The sequence below is a fragment of the Intrasporangium sp. genome, assembly GCF_036566125.1.
Lineage (GTDB): Bacteria > Actinomycetota > Actinomycetes > Actinomycetales > Dermatophilaceae > Intrasporangium.
On sequence record NZ_DATCWX010000255.1, the window covers coordinates 39,390 to 53,068 of the forward strand.

Below are 13,679 nucleotides of genomic sequence, written 5' to 3' on the forward strand. Positions count from 1 at the left end.
TCAGTCGCTTGGGAATCGACGAGGGCACCTATGTCGACGTTGATTTCCAGCTTGCCGATGTGGGCGTGGGGCAGGGCGATTGCGCGGCTGCCTGTGCTGTAGCGATCATGGGATGTGGACGGCGCACTGACCTGCACCGACCCGGACCCTTGGAGCGGTCCTCATGCCTGAACGTCAGATCACGGTGCAACGTCGGATGTCTGCGTCCCCGGGCGCTCTATGGGCCCTGTTCGCCGACTTTCCGAATCTCGCGAACCACTGGAGGGGCCTCCGGGCGACGAGACCCATCGGCGACCAGACCGGCGGCGTGGGAGCTCGCCGCCACGTTGAGCTGAAGCCGATCGGCAGCATGGATGAAACGGTGACCACCTGGGAGGAGAGGCGCAGGATCGGCACACGGAACCAGCCGAGCGCATCGGTGCCGTTCAAACACGCCGACTCCATGCTCACGCTCGAGCCCGACGAAGACGGCACGTTGGCCACGTTCGACTACCGGTACCTGCCCAGGGGTGGTGCGCTCGGCCGATTGACCGGCCCATTGATCGACAAGATGCTGACCGCAACCTTCGCGGACATGCTGCTCGCTACCGACGAGGCTGCCTTCCGGAGCGGTACCGAGCGTTGACCGCAGTCGAACCGCGCTGGCGCCAACTCCGAAAGCTGTTCACTCGATGAGACGGGGGTGACAGCAAAGGCAAGACTTGATAACTTCTTCAAGTCAACAAGTCTTCAATGGAAGGGTCACCGGTGAGCGTGCCGCTCTACCAGGCGAAAGCCGAGTTCTTCAAGACGCTGGGCCACCCGGCGCGGATCCGCATCCTGGAGCTGCTGTCCGAGCGCGATCACGCCGTGCACGAGCTCCTCGAGCAGATCGAGATCGAGCCCAGCAACCTCTCGCAACAGCTCGCCGTGCTCCGCCGTGCCTCACTCGTGACCTCCACGCGAGGCGGAGGTGAGGTCGTCTACTCCGTCAGCGTTCCGGAGGTGCGGGACCTGCTGCTCGCCGCTCGCGCGATCCTGTCCGGCATCATCATCGTCCGGGGCGAGCTGGAGTCTGAGCTCACCGGGACAGCGACCGGGAGCCTCACGGGAGCGTCGACCTCATGAGCAGCGCGATCGACGGATCTCGCGCCACCCGGTGGACGCAGATCGCCTGGCGGCGCGCCCGCCAGCTCTCACCACGGCGATCGGACTGGACGTCAGCGCGATTCGGTCGCGACCTCCCGGCGGGGCTCATGGTGGGCCTCGTTGCCCTACCGCTCGCGCTCGGCTTCGGCGTCAGCTCGGGAATGGGGGCGACGGCCGGACTCGTGACGGCGGTCGTCGCCGGTGCGCTGGCCGCCATCTTCGGTGGTAGCCGCGTCCAGGTGAGCGGCCCGACAGGGGCCATGACCGTCGTGCTCGTGCCGATCATCGCGACCCACGGAGCGAGCGGCGTGCTCGTCGTGGGCATCCTCGCCGGGCTGATCCTCATCGGCCTCGCGTGGTTCGGCGCGGGCCGCTTCATCCGCTACGTCCCCGTCCCGGTGGTGGAGGGCTTCACCTTGGGCATCGCGGCCATCATCGGCCTCCAGCAGGTGCCTGCCGTCCTCGGCCAGCATGCTGAGGGCGAGAAGGTCCTCGGCGTCGCGTTCGACGCGCTCGGCCAGTGGGCGCAGAACCTCACCTGGGCGCCCGTCGTCATGTCCCTCGGCGTGGCCCTCGGCATCATCCTCCTGGCACGCTTGCGTCCCGGGGTGCCGTGGGCCCTCGTGGTCGTGGTCCTGGCCACCGTGGCGAACCAAGCCCTGGGCCTCCACCTGGGAGACATCGGGACCATCCCGGCGGGCCTGCCTGCGCCGGCGTTCCCGATGGTCGACCTCGCAGCCCTCGACGACCTGATCCTGCCCGCGGTGGCGGTCGCGGCCTTGGCGGCGCTCGAGAGCCTGCTGTCCGCGACCGTGGCCGACGGGATGAGCGTGGGACAGCGGCACGACCCGGACCGGGAGCTCCTGGGTCAGGGCATTGCCAACCTGGCGGCACCGCTCTTCGGCGGCATCCCGGCGACCGCGGCCATTGCACGGACCGCTGTCAACGTCCGCTCCGGTGCGGCCTCGCGGCTGGCCTCCGTCAGCCACGCGGTCGTCCTGCTCATCGTCGTGCTCGTGGCGGCCCGGTGGGTCGGCATGATCCCGGTCGCGGCGCTGGCAGGTGTGCTCATCGCCACCGCCGTGCAGATGGTCCGCTTCTCGAGCCTCCGTGCCCTGATGCGCTCGACCCGCGGTGACGCCACGGTGCTGGTCGTGACCGCGTTGGCCACGGTGCTCACCGACCTCGTCATGGCCGTGCTGGTGGGTCTGATCGTCGCCGGCTTCTTCGCGCTGCGACAAGCGTCCCGCGCCGCTCGCATCGACCAGGTGCCCTTGGACGAGACCGACCACAGCGACGAGGAGCGAGCGCTGCTCGACGAGCACATCGTCGCCTACCGCATGGACGGTCCGCTGTTCTTCGCCGCGGCCCACGACTTCCTGCTGGAGTTGGCCAACGTCAGCGACGTTCGCGTGGTGGTCCTGCGCATGGCCAGGGTCACCGTCATCGACGCGACCGGGGCGACCGTGCTCGCGGACACGATCTCGCGACTCGAGGACCAAGGCATCACGGTCATGCTCTCGGGCATCCAGCCGCAGCACGAGAAGGTGCTGCGCGAGCTGCGGGTCTACGACGAGCTCGCCCATGAGCGGCACCTCTTCACGACGACACCCGAGGCGATCGCCCATGCCCGGGTGCACGCGGCCCGCATCGCGCACGAGCCAGCCGCGCAGACCCACGCCTGACCCATCCCATACCAATCGAGTGAACAGCTTTTGTCCCAAAAGCTGTTCACTCGATCGTTGGACGGGGGAAGGGCGTGCGAGCGCAAGGAAAGCGGCCTGTAGGAGCGAGCTCAGCGGCATACAGCACAATGACGGTCATGACGCGGTTCACGAAGGGGCACGGCACCGAGAACGACTTCGTCCTCGTGCCTGACCCCGACGGCACGCTCGAGCTGACGCCCGCGCAGGTGCAGCGCTTGGCGGACCGAAGGGCCGGGATCGGCGGGGACGGCGTCATCCGCATCATGCCGACGCGCCACGCCACCGAGGACCTCGTCCGGGCGCAGGCCGGCGAGGCCGAGTGGTTCATGGACTACCGCAACGCCGACGGCTCGTTGGCGGAGATGTGCGGCAACGGCACCCGCGTCTTCGCGTCCTACCTGGTGCGGGAAGGGCTGGCGAAGGGCGAGCGGTTCGACATCGCGACCCGGGCAGGCGTCAAGCACGTCCGCGTGGTGCCTGAGGGCTTCGCGGTGGACCTGGGTCCGTGGCGGTACGGCGACGAGCAGGGAGCCCGTCGCGACGGCTTCGACATCATGGTGCGACCGCGGCACGGCAAGCCGGTGCCGGCGCTCACCCTCGATCTCGGGAACCCGCATGCCGTCGTCATGCTGCCCGAGGGCATCGAGCTGGAGAACCTCGATCTCACGACGCCACCGGAGGTCCAGCCCGACCAGCCCGCCGGGATCAACGTCGAGTTCGTCAAGGCGGTCGGCCCGTCGCACATCGCGATGCGCGTGCATGAACGTGGGGTGGGCGAGACCAGGTCCTGTGGCACGGGTGCGGCCGCTGCCGCGCTCGCGACCCGGTTCTGGTCCGGTGAGGAGGACCTCAAGCCGTGGCGGGTCGACGTGCCGGGTGGCACGCTCACCGTCACACCGCTCCCGGGCAACCGGGTGGAGCTCGCTGGGCCGGCGTTGCTGGTCGCTGACGGCGAGTTCGCCCTGTAGACCCGGCGACCGGTTCCCGGCCGGTTCTGTGATCATGAGCGCATGAGCTACGACGTCGCAGCCGTCCGATCGCACTTCCCCGCGTTGCGCGAGGGAGCCGCCCACTTCGATGGTCCGGGCGGTAGCCAGACGCCCGACCTGGTGGCCAAGGCGGTCCACGACACGATGGTGTCCGCCGTTGCCAATCGGGGCACGGTGACCCCGGCTGAGCGACGCGCGGAACAGATCGTCACCGACTGCCGAGCGGCTCTCGGCGACCTGCTCGCCAGCGACCCAGGGGGAGTCATCCTCGGGCGCAGCGCGACGGCCCTGACCTACGACCTGTCGCGCGCCCTGGCGAAGACGTGGCGCCCGGGGGACGAGGTCGTCGTGACGCGGCTCGACCACGACTCCAACATCCGGCCCTGGGTGCAGGCTGCCGCAGCGGTCGGGGCGACGGTGCGCTGGGTCGACTTCGACCCCACGACGAGTGAGCTGTCCGTCGACGCCGTCGCGGCCCAGCTCTCCGACCGGACCCGCCTCGTCGCGACGACCGGCGCCTCCAACCTCATCGGCACGAGGCCGCCCGTCGCCGAGATCGCCGAGGTCGTCCACGATGCCGGTGCCCTCTACTGGGTCGACGGTGTCCACGCCACGGCGCACGTGCTCGTCGACCGCCCGGCCCTCGGCGCCGACTTCTGGTCGTGCTCGCCATACAAGTTCCTCGGACCGCATTGCGGTGTCGTGTCGGCCGACCCCGCTCTGCTCGCGACGCTGGAGATGGACAAGCTGCTGCCGTCCTCCGACGACGTCCCCGAGCGGTTCGAGCTGGGAACGCTGCCCTACGAGCTCATGGCCGGCACAACGGCGGCGGTCGAGTTCCTCGCTGGCCTCGCGACGGCCGACTGGGCTGACGAGCGGGCTGACCGGTCCGACCGGCGGGGGCGCCTCGTCGCGAGCCTGCGCGCGCTCGAGGAGCACGAGGACCGGCTCGCTGAGCGACTCGAGACTGCTGTCCGGGCGATGCCCGGTGTCCGCGTCCACAGCAACGCCGCGGTGCGCACGCCCACGCTGCTGTTCACCGTCGACGGGAAGGATCCCCAAGAGGTGCGGAGCGCCTTGGCGGACAAGGGCATCAACGCCCCGGCGAGCAACTTCTACGCCATCGAGTGCTCACGCGCCCTCGGTCTCGGCGACGGCGGCGGAGTGCGGACCGGGCTCGCCCCGTACACCGACGACGAGGACGTCGATCGGCTCATCGAGGCCCTCGAGGCGATCACTGGGTAGCGCCGGGTAATGCTGGATAGCGCTGGCTCGAGTCTCGAGGGCCGGCTCAGGTGCGCCGGACCTCGAGGATCCGGAAGGCCTTCGACGAGGAGACCCGCGTGCAGGCCAGTCCCCAGTCCTGCGCGTTGATCCACTTCTGCAGGGAGTCCGAGCCGAGGTGCTTCTGGACGACGAGGTGTGCCACGCCGTCATCGGCCAGTCGTGGCAGCCACCGCTGGAGCAGGGCGTGCAGGGCAGCCTTGCCGACGTGGATCGGGGGGTTGGACCAGATCGTCTCGAAACGGACATCGGCCGGCACCTCGTCCGGCTCGCAGAAGGTGACGTTGCTGACTCCCGCCACGTCGGCGTTGTGAGCCGCCAGCTGCAGGGCCCGGCGGTTCACGTCGACTCCCCAGACCTGGGCACCGGGAGAACGCAGCGCGAGGGTGATCGCGATCGGACCCCAGCCGCACCCGAGGTCGAGCAGGTGGCCGGTCGGGCTGGGGTCGGGAGCCCCCGAGAGAAGGACCGCCGTGCCCGGGTCCAGCCGACCGGGGGAGTAGACGCCGCGGGCGGTCGTCAGGGTGAGGTCGCGACCGTCTAGCCGGACCCGGATCTGCTGCCGCTCCTCGGGTGAGGCCGGATCGGCGCTGAAGTAGTGATCTGGGCGCTCGCTCATCACCGGCAACCGTACTTCGCCGGGCACGGGCACAAATGTGTCGCCGCCGTCGTTGTGGAAATGGGACCCTATGAGGAACATGACACGAAGCCACAGCACCAAGCCATCCACAGCCGAAGACCTGTTTGCGACCCAGGCCGAAGCGCTCGCCGACGAGGGGCTGGAGGCCGACTCAGCGGCATACGGCCGCTTTGACGGCGACCAGCTGGACCGGGAGGAGCGCGCCGCACTACGGCGCGTCGCAGGACTGTCCACCGAGCTCGAGGACATCACCGAGGTCGAGTACCGCCAGCTCCGCCTCGAGCGGGTTGTCCTGGCCGGCGTCTGGACCGAGGGCACGGCCGAGGACGCTGAGAACTCGCTCCGCGAGCTCGCCGCCCTCGCCGAGACTGCCGGGTCCACGGTCCTGGCCGGCGTCATCCAGCGCCGCCAGCGGCCCGACCCCGCGACCTACCTCGGCAAGGGCAAGGCGATCGAGCTGCGCGACATCGTCATCGCGGAGGGTGCGGACACCGTGATCGCCGACGGCGAGCTCGCCCCCAGCCAGCGGCGCGCCCTCGAGGACGTCGTCAAGATCAAGGTCATCGACCGGACGGCCCTGATCCTCGACATCTTCGCCCAGCACGCGAAGAGCAGGGAAGGCAAGGCCCAGGTCGAGCTCGCGCAGCTCCAGTACCTCCTCCCGCGCCTGCGTGGTTGGGGTGAGTCGATGTCCCGGCAGGCCGGTGGCCGCGTCGCCGGTGGTGAGGGCATCGGCTCGCGAGGCCCGGGTGAGACGAAGATCGAGCTCGACCGTCGCCGCATCAACACGAAGATCGCCAAGCTGCGTCGCGACATCAAGGGCATGAAGACGACGCGCGACACGAAGCGCCAGGGCCGCCGCGAGGGCGGCATCCCGAGCGTCGCGATCGCCGGCTACACCAACGCCGGCAAGAGCTCGCTGCTCAACCGCCTCACCGGCGCGGGCGTGCTCGTGCAGAACCAGCTCTTCGCCACCCTCGACCCGACAGTCCGCCGCGCCGAGACCCAGGACGGGCGGGTCTACACGCTCGTCGACACCGTCGGTTTCGTGCGCAGCCTGCCGCACCAGCTCGTCGAGGCGTTCCGCTCGACCCTCGAGGAGGTCGGCGACGCGGACCTGCTCCTCCACGTCGTCGACGGCTCGCACCCCGATCCCGAGGGCCAGATCTCCGCGGTACGTGAGGTGCTCGCCGACGTCGGTGGCGACGACATCAAGGAGATCATCGTCATCAACAAGGCGGACATCGCGGATCCCGCGGTCCTTACCCGGTTGCGCCGCCACGAGAAGCACTCGATCGCCGTGTCCGCCCGCACCGGCGAGGGGATCGCCGAGCTGCGCGAGCTCATCGCACGCGAGCTGCCGAAGCCGGACATCGAGGTCGAGGCGCTCGTGCCCTACGACCGTGGCGACCTGCTCTCCAAGATCCACGAGGAGGGCGAGATCCTCGAGAGCGAGCACGTCGAGGACGGCACGCGGGTGCGCGCCCGGGTGACGCCGTCCGTCGAGGCGGACTTGTCTGACTTCGTCGTCGCCTGAGCCACCCACCAAGGGGTCGTATGCCGCTGAGCCGGCTCAGCGGCATACCGCTACGTGGGGCGCCTCCCGCACTTTGACCCTGGCTGGCCCCTCACTGTCGTTGTCGGTCCCGTCGGAGAGGATGCACGGATGGCCTTGGACATGACACGCCCATCAGTCGTCGACGCAGCGACCACGTGGATCAACACCCCGCGCCTCGGGCTGAGGCGGCCGGTCGAGGAGGACCTGGCGGACTACGTGCGGCTGCACACCGACCCGCGCACCTACGTGCACAAGCCAGCCGCCATGGCGACGGTGCAGCAGTGCGGGGAGCATTTCGCCGCATCCCTCGAGCGATGGCGGGCCGAAGGGATCGACTACGCGCCGGCCCAGGAGCTGGCCACCGGGGAGGTCATCGGATGGGCCGGGTTGCGCGTGATCCGCGACCGTGGCGAGCCGCACCTCAACCTGTACTACCGGTTGGAGTTCGCGGCACTGGGACGGGGGCTCGGCCGCGAGCTCGCGCGCGGGGTCGTGAACTGGGCGGCCGAGCACCGGCCCGACCTACCGGTCCGCGCGGCGATCGCCCCGGTCAACGGCGCGTCGCTCGCGACCGCCCTCGCTGCCGGTCTCGTCGAGGTGGGCCGAGAGGTCCACCCGCACTTCCCCGAGGACGAGCCGGACATCATCCTCAGACTGCCGGACGTCGGGGTGGTCGACCTCGACCGCACTGAGGTGGACGAGTTCGTCGACCTGTGGTGCCGGGTCAACGACGCTGGGGGAGCGGTGGGCTTCCTCCCCGGGGCGCCCGTCGCGCGGGTCCGCGCGGCGTTCGAGAAGCATGCCGAGCTCGTGCGTGCGGGGAAGTCGCTGCTCATCGGGCTGCGCAAGCCGGACGGCACGCTGTGCGGCTTCGGCTTCTGGGAGTACACCCGAGAGCCGGGCTTCGCCCACGTCGCCTGGCTCAAGCGGCTCATGATCGACCCAACAGCCCAGCGTCGGAACTGGGGCGCCCTGCTCCTCGCCGGAATGGTCGGGATCGCTCGGCGGGCCCTCCCCGACGTCAACCTCCTGATCCTCGACTATCGCAGCGGCCTCGGGCTCGGTGACTTCTACGAGCGGGCCGGATGGGTCGAGGTCGGTCGGATCCCCGGCGCCATCTGGCTCGAGGGCGACGAGTACCGCGACGACGTCTTCATGGCGCGCCGGATCGATGGCGCGCCCCTCGTCACGGACGGCCGACCCTGACCTGGTTCCGTCGGCTGGCTGTCACGCGCTCGCGCCCGCGGCTCCGTCGAGTGCGTGGAGGATCCACAGCATCGTCTGGTTGTACGGCACTGGGATGCCGTGCTGGCGTCCGAGGGAGACGACGCGACCGGCGAAGATGTCGACCTCAGTCGGGCGACCCGCGAGCACGTCCTGATGCATGGAGGTCATGCCGTCAGACGGCTGCCCGGAGAGGACGGCGTGCCAGCGCGACACGTCCGCTTCGGTGAGCTCCACCCCCTCGGCCGCGGCCACCGCGCGCACCTCTTCGATGAGAGCCGTCATGAGATCGCGTGCAGGACCGGGCCGCGCGAAGGCGCCGTAGGGTGCCCGCAGCACCGCAGACGGCTGGTTGATCCCGACGTTGACCATGAACTTCCACCACAGCTCGTGGGGCATGTCGTCCGGGGCGGACCACTCGAGCCCGGCTCGGGTGAGTGCGTCCCGGACTGACTCGAGTCGGCAGTCAGGTCCGGCCTCGTCGCTCGCCATGAGGTGCCGGTGCCCGAAGACGAGGCGCCCGGCCTGGGTGTAGCGGACCTCGTTGCCCTCGCGCTCGGCATCCATCGCCAACGCGATGCACAAGGGCACCTGCTCATCGGCCACTTCCATCGCTGGACGCACTCCTGTCGGGCCGGGCTGGCGGAGGCCGCGCAGGATGGTCTCCTCGCTGTCGAGACCGTTGAGGACGGACAGCACCGTCGTGTCCCTCGAGACGAGGGATCGGACCAGCTCGACGGCATCCGGCAGCTGGCGGTGCTTGACGGCGACGATGACGAGGCCAACGGGCGCACTCGCCTCCCACTGGGCGTCGAGGGGATCGACCACCTCGGCGTCCAGGGTGTGGCCGTTGACGCGGATCGGTTGGCCGCGCAACCGGGCTGGGCGGTGACCGTGCGCCACGAGGAGAGTGCGGAAGCCCGCCCTGCTGAAGTGGTCCGCGTACATCGCGCCCATGGCCCCGGCTCCCACGACAGCGATGGTTCTGATGGGCGGGTGACTCGCGGGCGATATGGCTCGACTCTACGGAGCCCGTGGCGGTCAGCTCAGGCCGGTGATGTTGCCCTCCGCATCCACGTCGATCCGCTGGGCGTTCGGGGCGGCGGACAGGCCGGGCATGGTCCGCATCTCGCCGCAGATGGCGTAGACGTAGCCGGCGCCGACCGCCGCTCGCACCTCGCGCACCGGCATCCGCCAGCCCCGCGGCGCACCCTTGAGCGTCGGATCCGAGGAGATCGACAGGTGCGTCTTGGCGATGACGACCGGCAGGCCACCGAAGCCGAGGCGCTCGTAGTCCCGCAGGGCCCTCGCCGCTGCCGGGCTCACGTCGATGCCGTCCGCCCCGTAGATCTGCATCGCGATGGCCTCGATCTTCTGCTCCAGCGGCAGGTCGAGTGGATAGAGGAACTCGAAGCTCGTGTGCTCCCGGGCCGCCTCCATGACGACCTCGGCCAGCTCGATGGCACCGGCGCCGCCCTCGGCCACGTGCCTGGTCACGGCGTTGCGCACCCCGATGCCGTTGCAGTAGCGCCGGATCACGTCGTGCTCGGAGTCGTGGTCCTGTGGGAAGGCGTTGATCGCGACGACCGGCTGCACGCCGAACCTGCGCACGATCTCGATGTGCTTGCGCAGGTTGGGCAGCCCGGCCTGGACGTCAGTGGGATTCTCGTCGAGCAGGCCGGGAGGCAGCGGCTTGCCGGGCCGGATGAGGTAGTTGCCCGAGTGCGACTTGAGCGCACGCACCGTGACGACAATGACCGCGACGTCGGGCTTGAGCCCGCTCACGCGGCACTTGACGTTGAAGAACCGCTCAGCGCCCATGTCCGCGCCGAACCCGGCCTCGGTGATGGCGTAGTCGCTGCCCTGGATGGCGATGAGATCGGCGGTGACCGATGAGGTGCCGGTCGCGATGTTGCCGAACGGGCCGCAGTGGATGATGGCGGGACCGCCCTCGAGGGTCTGCAGTAGGTTCGGCTTGATCGCGTCCTTGAGCATCGCGGCCATCGCCCCCGCGGCGCCGAGGTCCTCGGCGGTGACGCTCTTGCCCTCGGTGGTGTAGCCGATGACGATGCGGCCGAGACGCTGCCGCAGGTCGGAGAGCGACTTGGCGAGCGTGAGCAGCACCATGATCTCGCTGGCGGCCGTGATGTCGAAGCCGGTCTCGCGCGGCACACCGTCCTCACGGGCTCCCAGGCCGATGACGACGTTGCGCAACGATCGGTCGTTGACGTCGAGGACCCGGCGCCAGGTGATGTTGCGGACGTCGATGCCGAGGGCGTTGCCCTGGTGCAGATGGTTGTCGACCATCGCGGCGAGCAGGTTGTGCGCTGCGGTGATGGCGTGGAAGTCGCCCGTGAGGTGCATGTTGAGCCGCTCCATCGGGACGACCTGGCTGTACCCGCCGCCGGCGGCGCCGCCCTTGATCCCGAATGTCGGGCCCATCGATGGCTGGCGTAGCGCGACGACCGCCCGTTTCCCGAGGCGCTGGAGGCCCTGGGCCAGGCCCACCGACGTGGTCGTCTTGCCCTCACCGAGGGGTGTCGGCGTCACTGCCGTGACGACGACGTACTTTCCAGCCGATGCCGTATGCCGCTGGGCTGGCTCGTCGAGGAACGCGAGGTCGATCTTGGCGACGTCCCGGCCGTAGGGCTCGAGGTGCTCCGGCGAGATGCCGAGCTGGGCGCCGATCTCGTCCATCGGCCGCAGGGTTGCCGCGGAGGCGATGTCGAGGTCTGAGGGAAACGGCGTGGTGGTCATGCTCCGATCCAACCGCACCTTTGCGGCTCGCGGCGTGTTCTCCACAGTGGCGGAGAGCCGTGGGCGAAGTCCGAGTGGGTCGGAATACCCTGAGCCAATGGCCCCGCGACCGACGCTCGACCAGCTCCTGCATGCAGCCGTCGCCGCGGTTGGCGGGACAGAGCGCCCGGGGCAGGTGGAGATGGCGCGAGCCGTCACCGCGGCGATCGAGCGGGAGGAGCACCTCCTCGTCCAGGCCGGCACCGGGACCGGCAAGTCCCTGGCCTATCTCGTGCCTGCGGTAGCTCATGCCTTCGACACAGGGCGGCCCGCCGTCGTGGCGACGGCCACGCTGGCACTCCAGGCACAGATCGTCGACCGCGACATGCCTCGTGTGGCGACCGCTCTGGAGCCCCTCCTCGGCAGGCGCCCGACCTATGCCCTCGTGAAGGGGCGCCGCAACTACGTGTGCGTCAACAAGATCGAGGGCGGGTTCCCGGACGAGGATGACGGGTTGCTCTCCGTCGCAGCGGTCGACGCGAGCGCCGGACGGCTCGGACAGGAGGTCGTCCGCCTGCGGGCGTGGGCGTCCGAGACCGAGTCGGGTGACCGGGACGAGCTCGTGCCAGGGGTGCCGGAAAGGGCTTGGCGCCAGGTCTCCGTCTCGGCGCACGAGTGCCTGGGCAGCAAGTGCCCCTTCGTCGCCGAGTGCTTCGTCGAGCGGGCCAGGGCGGCGGCCAAGGAAGTCGACGTCATCGTCACGAACCACTCGTTCATGGCGATCGACGCGTTCGAGGGACGCCAGATGCTCCCGGAGCACGACCTGCTCGTCATCGACGAGGCCCATGAGCTCGTCGACCGGGTCACCGCGACGATCACCGATGAGCTCACCGGAGCGATGGTCAAGACCGCGGCGAAGAAGACCGGTCGCCTCTCGGAGAACACCCAGCCGCTCGACGAGGCGGGTGACCTGCTCGCGTCGGCCCTCGAGCCGATGGAGGAAGGCCGGCTGCTTGGCCTGCCCGACTCGGTGTCCCTCGCGCTGGCGCGCATCCGCGACTCGGCGCGCGTCGTCCAGTCCGATCTCAAGCCGACACCAGGACAGGACGCCGACGGTGCACAGCAGGTGGCGCGAGCCGCTGTCGAGGAGGTCCACGAGAACGCCGAGCGGATCCTCGAGGAGCGCGAGCTCGACGTCGTCTGGCTCGGCCAGGACCCACGGCGCGGGCCGGTCCTCCATGTGGCGCCCATGAGCGTGGCCATGCTCGTGCGCGACAAGATCTTCAGCGACCGCACCGTCGTCCTGACGTCCGCCACCCTCGAGCTCGGCGGGACCTTTGACGCCGTGGCCGGCACGATCGGGCTGCGAGGCGAGGGCGCGCCGGCCTGGCGTGGGCTGGACGTGGGCAGCCCCTTCGACTACCCGAAGCAGGCCATCGCCTATGTCGCAGCCCACCTGCCCCCGCCCGGGCGGGACGGCGCGAGCGACGAGAGCCTGGACGAGATCGAGCAGCTCGTCCGCGCCGCCGGCGGACGCACTCTCGGGCTCTTCTCGTCCACCCGGGCGGCGCAGACCGCGGCCGAGGTGATGCGGGCGCGCCTGGGTGACGACATCCCCATCCTGTGCCAGGGCGAGGACCAGATCTCCACGCTCGTGCGCCAGTTCGCCCGCGATCCGCGCACGTGCCTCTTCGGCACGCTCACCCTCTGGCAAGGGGTGGACGTGCCGGGCTCGTCCTGCCAGCTCGTCATCATCGACCGCATCCCGTTCCCACGCCCCGACGACCCGCTCGCGTCGGCGCGCTCGCAGGCCATCGCGCGGATGGGCGGCAACGGCTTCATGGCTGTCTCGGCCACGCACGCCGCGCTGCGTCTCGCACAGGGCGCCGGTCGTCTAGTACGCCGGGGCGACGACCGCGGCGTCGTCGCGTTCCTCGACTCGCGGATGATGTCGGCGCGATACGCCGGCTTCCTCCAGCGGTCCCTGCCGCCCTTCTGGCCGACGACCGACAAGGGGATGGTCCTCGCGGCGCTGACGCGGCTGGACGAGACAGCCCCCGCGCCGCTGACCGTGGAGGAACCGGTTCTGCGCTCACTGACCGGGGCCCGCACCGATCAGGACGGGACCGAGCACCCGCGGCCGGTCGCACCGCCACCGCCGGTCGCGGACTCCGCGAGGAGCGGGGTGACGAGCGGCCACGCGTGGACCGACGAGCAGGACGAGGAGCTCCGGGACGCAGCCGAGTCGGGGATGCTCCTGGACGAGCTCGTGGACCACTTCGAGCTTCCCGAGGCGGCCATCGCGGCCAGGGCGGACCAGCTCGGCCTCACCCTGGCCACGGGCCAGCTGTTCGACTGACGGCGCCTCCAACCCCCGGTGCTCTCACAGCCGGTCAACCACGACAACCTGCTGC

The 13,679-nt window shown here is 70.0% G+C and carries 11 protein-coding genes; 8 read left to right on the forward strand and 3 right to left on the reverse strand.

Going from position 1 to position 13,679, the window contains the following annotated elements:
- The first annotated feature begins 163 nt into the window (after positions 1-163).
- From VIR15_RS15600 to VIR15_RS15620, 5 genes are all read left to right on the forward strand, one after another.
- Positions 164-625 (forward strand): SRPBCC family protein, encoded by a 462-nt coding sequence (locus tag VIR15_RS15600; protein WP_331929357.1) that lies wholly within the window; start codon positions 164-166, stop codon positions 623-625.
- 107 nt (positions 626-732) lie between these two features.
- A complete protein-coding gene (locus VIR15_RS15605) occupies positions 733-1,107 on the forward strand; it encodes an ArsR/SmtB family transcription factor (RefSeq protein WP_331929359.1) in 375 nt (124 codons plus the stop codon).
- Positions 1,104-2,813 carry a SulP family inorganic anion transporter gene (locus tag VIR15_RS15610; protein WP_331929361.1) on the forward strand — a complete coding sequence of 570 codons (1,710 nt, stop codon included), beginning with the start codon at positions 1,104-1,106 and terminating at the stop codon, positions 2,811-2,813. Before VIR15_RS15605 ends, VIR15_RS15610 begins: the two co-directional genes overlap by 4 nt.
- A 137-nt stretch (positions 2,814-2,950) precedes the next feature.
- Positions 2,951-3,802, forward strand: coding sequence for a diaminopimelate epimerase (dapF, locus tag VIR15_RS15615; protein ID WP_331929363.1), 852 nt, complete (start codon positions 2,951-2,953; stop codon positions 3,800-3,802).
- A gap of 42 nt (positions 3,803-3,844) precedes the next feature.
- Positions 3,845-5,068, forward strand: coding sequence for a cysteine desulfurase-like protein (locus VIR15_RS15620; protein WP_331929365.1), 1,224 nt, complete (start codon positions 3,845-3,847; stop codon positions 5,066-5,068).
- A gap of 46 nt (positions 5,069-5,114) precedes the next feature.
- Here the strand turns inward: VIR15_RS15620 and VIR15_RS15625 are convergent, their stop codons facing one another.
- Positions 5,115-5,726: a class I SAM-dependent methyltransferase gene (locus VIR15_RS15625; RefSeq protein ID WP_331929367.1), complete on the reverse strand. Its 612-nt coding sequence runs from the start codon at positions 5,724-5,726 to the stop codon at positions 5,115-5,117.
- 79 nt (positions 5,727-5,805) lie between these two features.
- Here VIR15_RS15625 and hflX point away from each other — a divergent pair, with 79 nt between their 5' ends.
- A complete protein-coding gene (gene hflX / locus VIR15_RS15630; protein ID WP_331929369.1) occupies positions 5,806-7,284 on the forward strand; it encodes a GTPase HflX in 1,479 nt (492 codons plus the stop codon).
- Positions 7,285-7,425: 141 nt separating this feature from the next.
- Complete coding sequence (locus tag VIR15_RS15635) at positions 7,426-8,511, forward strand: GNAT family N-acetyltransferase (protein WP_331929371.1); 1,086 nt, start codon at positions 7,426-7,428, stop codon at positions 8,509-8,511.
- Between the two features lie 21 nt (positions 8,512-8,532).
- On the opposite strand, the gene VIR15_RS15640 is transcribed toward VIR15_RS15635, so the two are convergent.
- Together VIR15_RS15640 and VIR15_RS15645 are read right to left on the reverse strand one after the other, a co-directional pair.
- Positions 8,533-9,501, reverse strand: coding sequence for a ketopantoate reductase family protein (locus tag VIR15_RS15640; RefSeq protein ID WP_331929373.1), 969 nt, complete (start codon positions 9,499-9,501; stop codon positions 8,533-8,535).
- A gap of 69 nt (positions 9,502-9,570) precedes the next feature.
- Positions 9,571-11,286 carry a formate--tetrahydrofolate ligase gene (locus VIR15_RS15645; protein ID WP_331929375.1) on the reverse strand — a complete coding sequence of 572 codons (1,716 nt, stop codon included), beginning with the start codon at positions 11,284-11,286 and terminating at the stop codon, positions 9,571-9,573.
- Between the two features lie 97 nt (positions 11,287-11,383).
- Here VIR15_RS15645 and VIR15_RS15650 point away from each other — a divergent pair, with 97 nt between their 5' ends.
- On the forward strand, positions 11,384-13,624 hold the full coding sequence (locus VIR15_RS15650; RefSeq protein WP_331929377.1) for an ATP-dependent DNA helicase: 2,241 nt from the start codon (positions 11,384-11,386) through the stop codon (positions 13,622-13,624).
- Positions 13,625-13,679: the final 55 nt, after the last annotated feature.

What these genes read in the sequence shown, in the direction of transcription:
- VIR15_RS15600 (WP_331929357.1), top strand. Translation starts at nt 164, where the DNA reads ATGCCTGAACGTCAGATCACGGTGCAACGTCGGATGTCTGCGTCCCCG.
- VIR15_RS15605 (WP_331929359.1), top strand. Translation starts at nt 733, where the DNA reads ATGGAAGGGTCACCGGTGAGCGTGCCGCTCTACCAGGCGAAAGCCGAG.
- VIR15_RS15610 (WP_331929361.1), top strand. Translation starts at nt 1,104, where the DNA reads ATGAGCAGCGCGATCGACGGATCTCGCGCCACCCGGTGGACGCAGATC.
- dapF (WP_331929363.1), top strand. Translation starts at nt 2,951, where the DNA reads ATGACGCGGTTCACGAAGGGGCACGGCACCGAGAACGACTTCGTCCTC.
- VIR15_RS15620 (WP_331929365.1), top strand. Translation starts at nt 3,845, where the DNA reads ATGAGCTACGACGTCGCAGCCGTCCGATCGCACTTCCCCGCGTTGCGC.
- VIR15_RS15625 (WP_331929367.1), bottom strand. Translation starts at nt 5,726, where the DNA reads ATGAGCGAGCGCCCAGATCACTACTTCAGCGCCGATCCGGCCTCACCC.
- hflX (WP_331929369.1), top strand. Translation starts at nt 5,806, where the DNA reads ATGACACGAAGCCACAGCACCAAGCCATCCACAGCCGAAGACCTGTTT.
- VIR15_RS15635 (WP_331929371.1), top strand. Translation starts at nt 7,426, where the DNA reads ATGACACGCCCATCAGTCGTCGACGCAGCGACCACGTGGATCAACACC.
- VIR15_RS15645 (WP_331929375.1), bottom strand. Translation starts at nt 11,286, where the DNA reads ATGACCACCACGCCGTTTCCCTCAGACCTCGACATCGCCTCCGCGGCA.
- VIR15_RS15650 (WP_331929377.1), top strand. Translation starts at nt 11,384, where the DNA reads ATGGCCCCGCGACCGACGCTCGACCAGCTCCTGCATGCAGCCGTCGCC.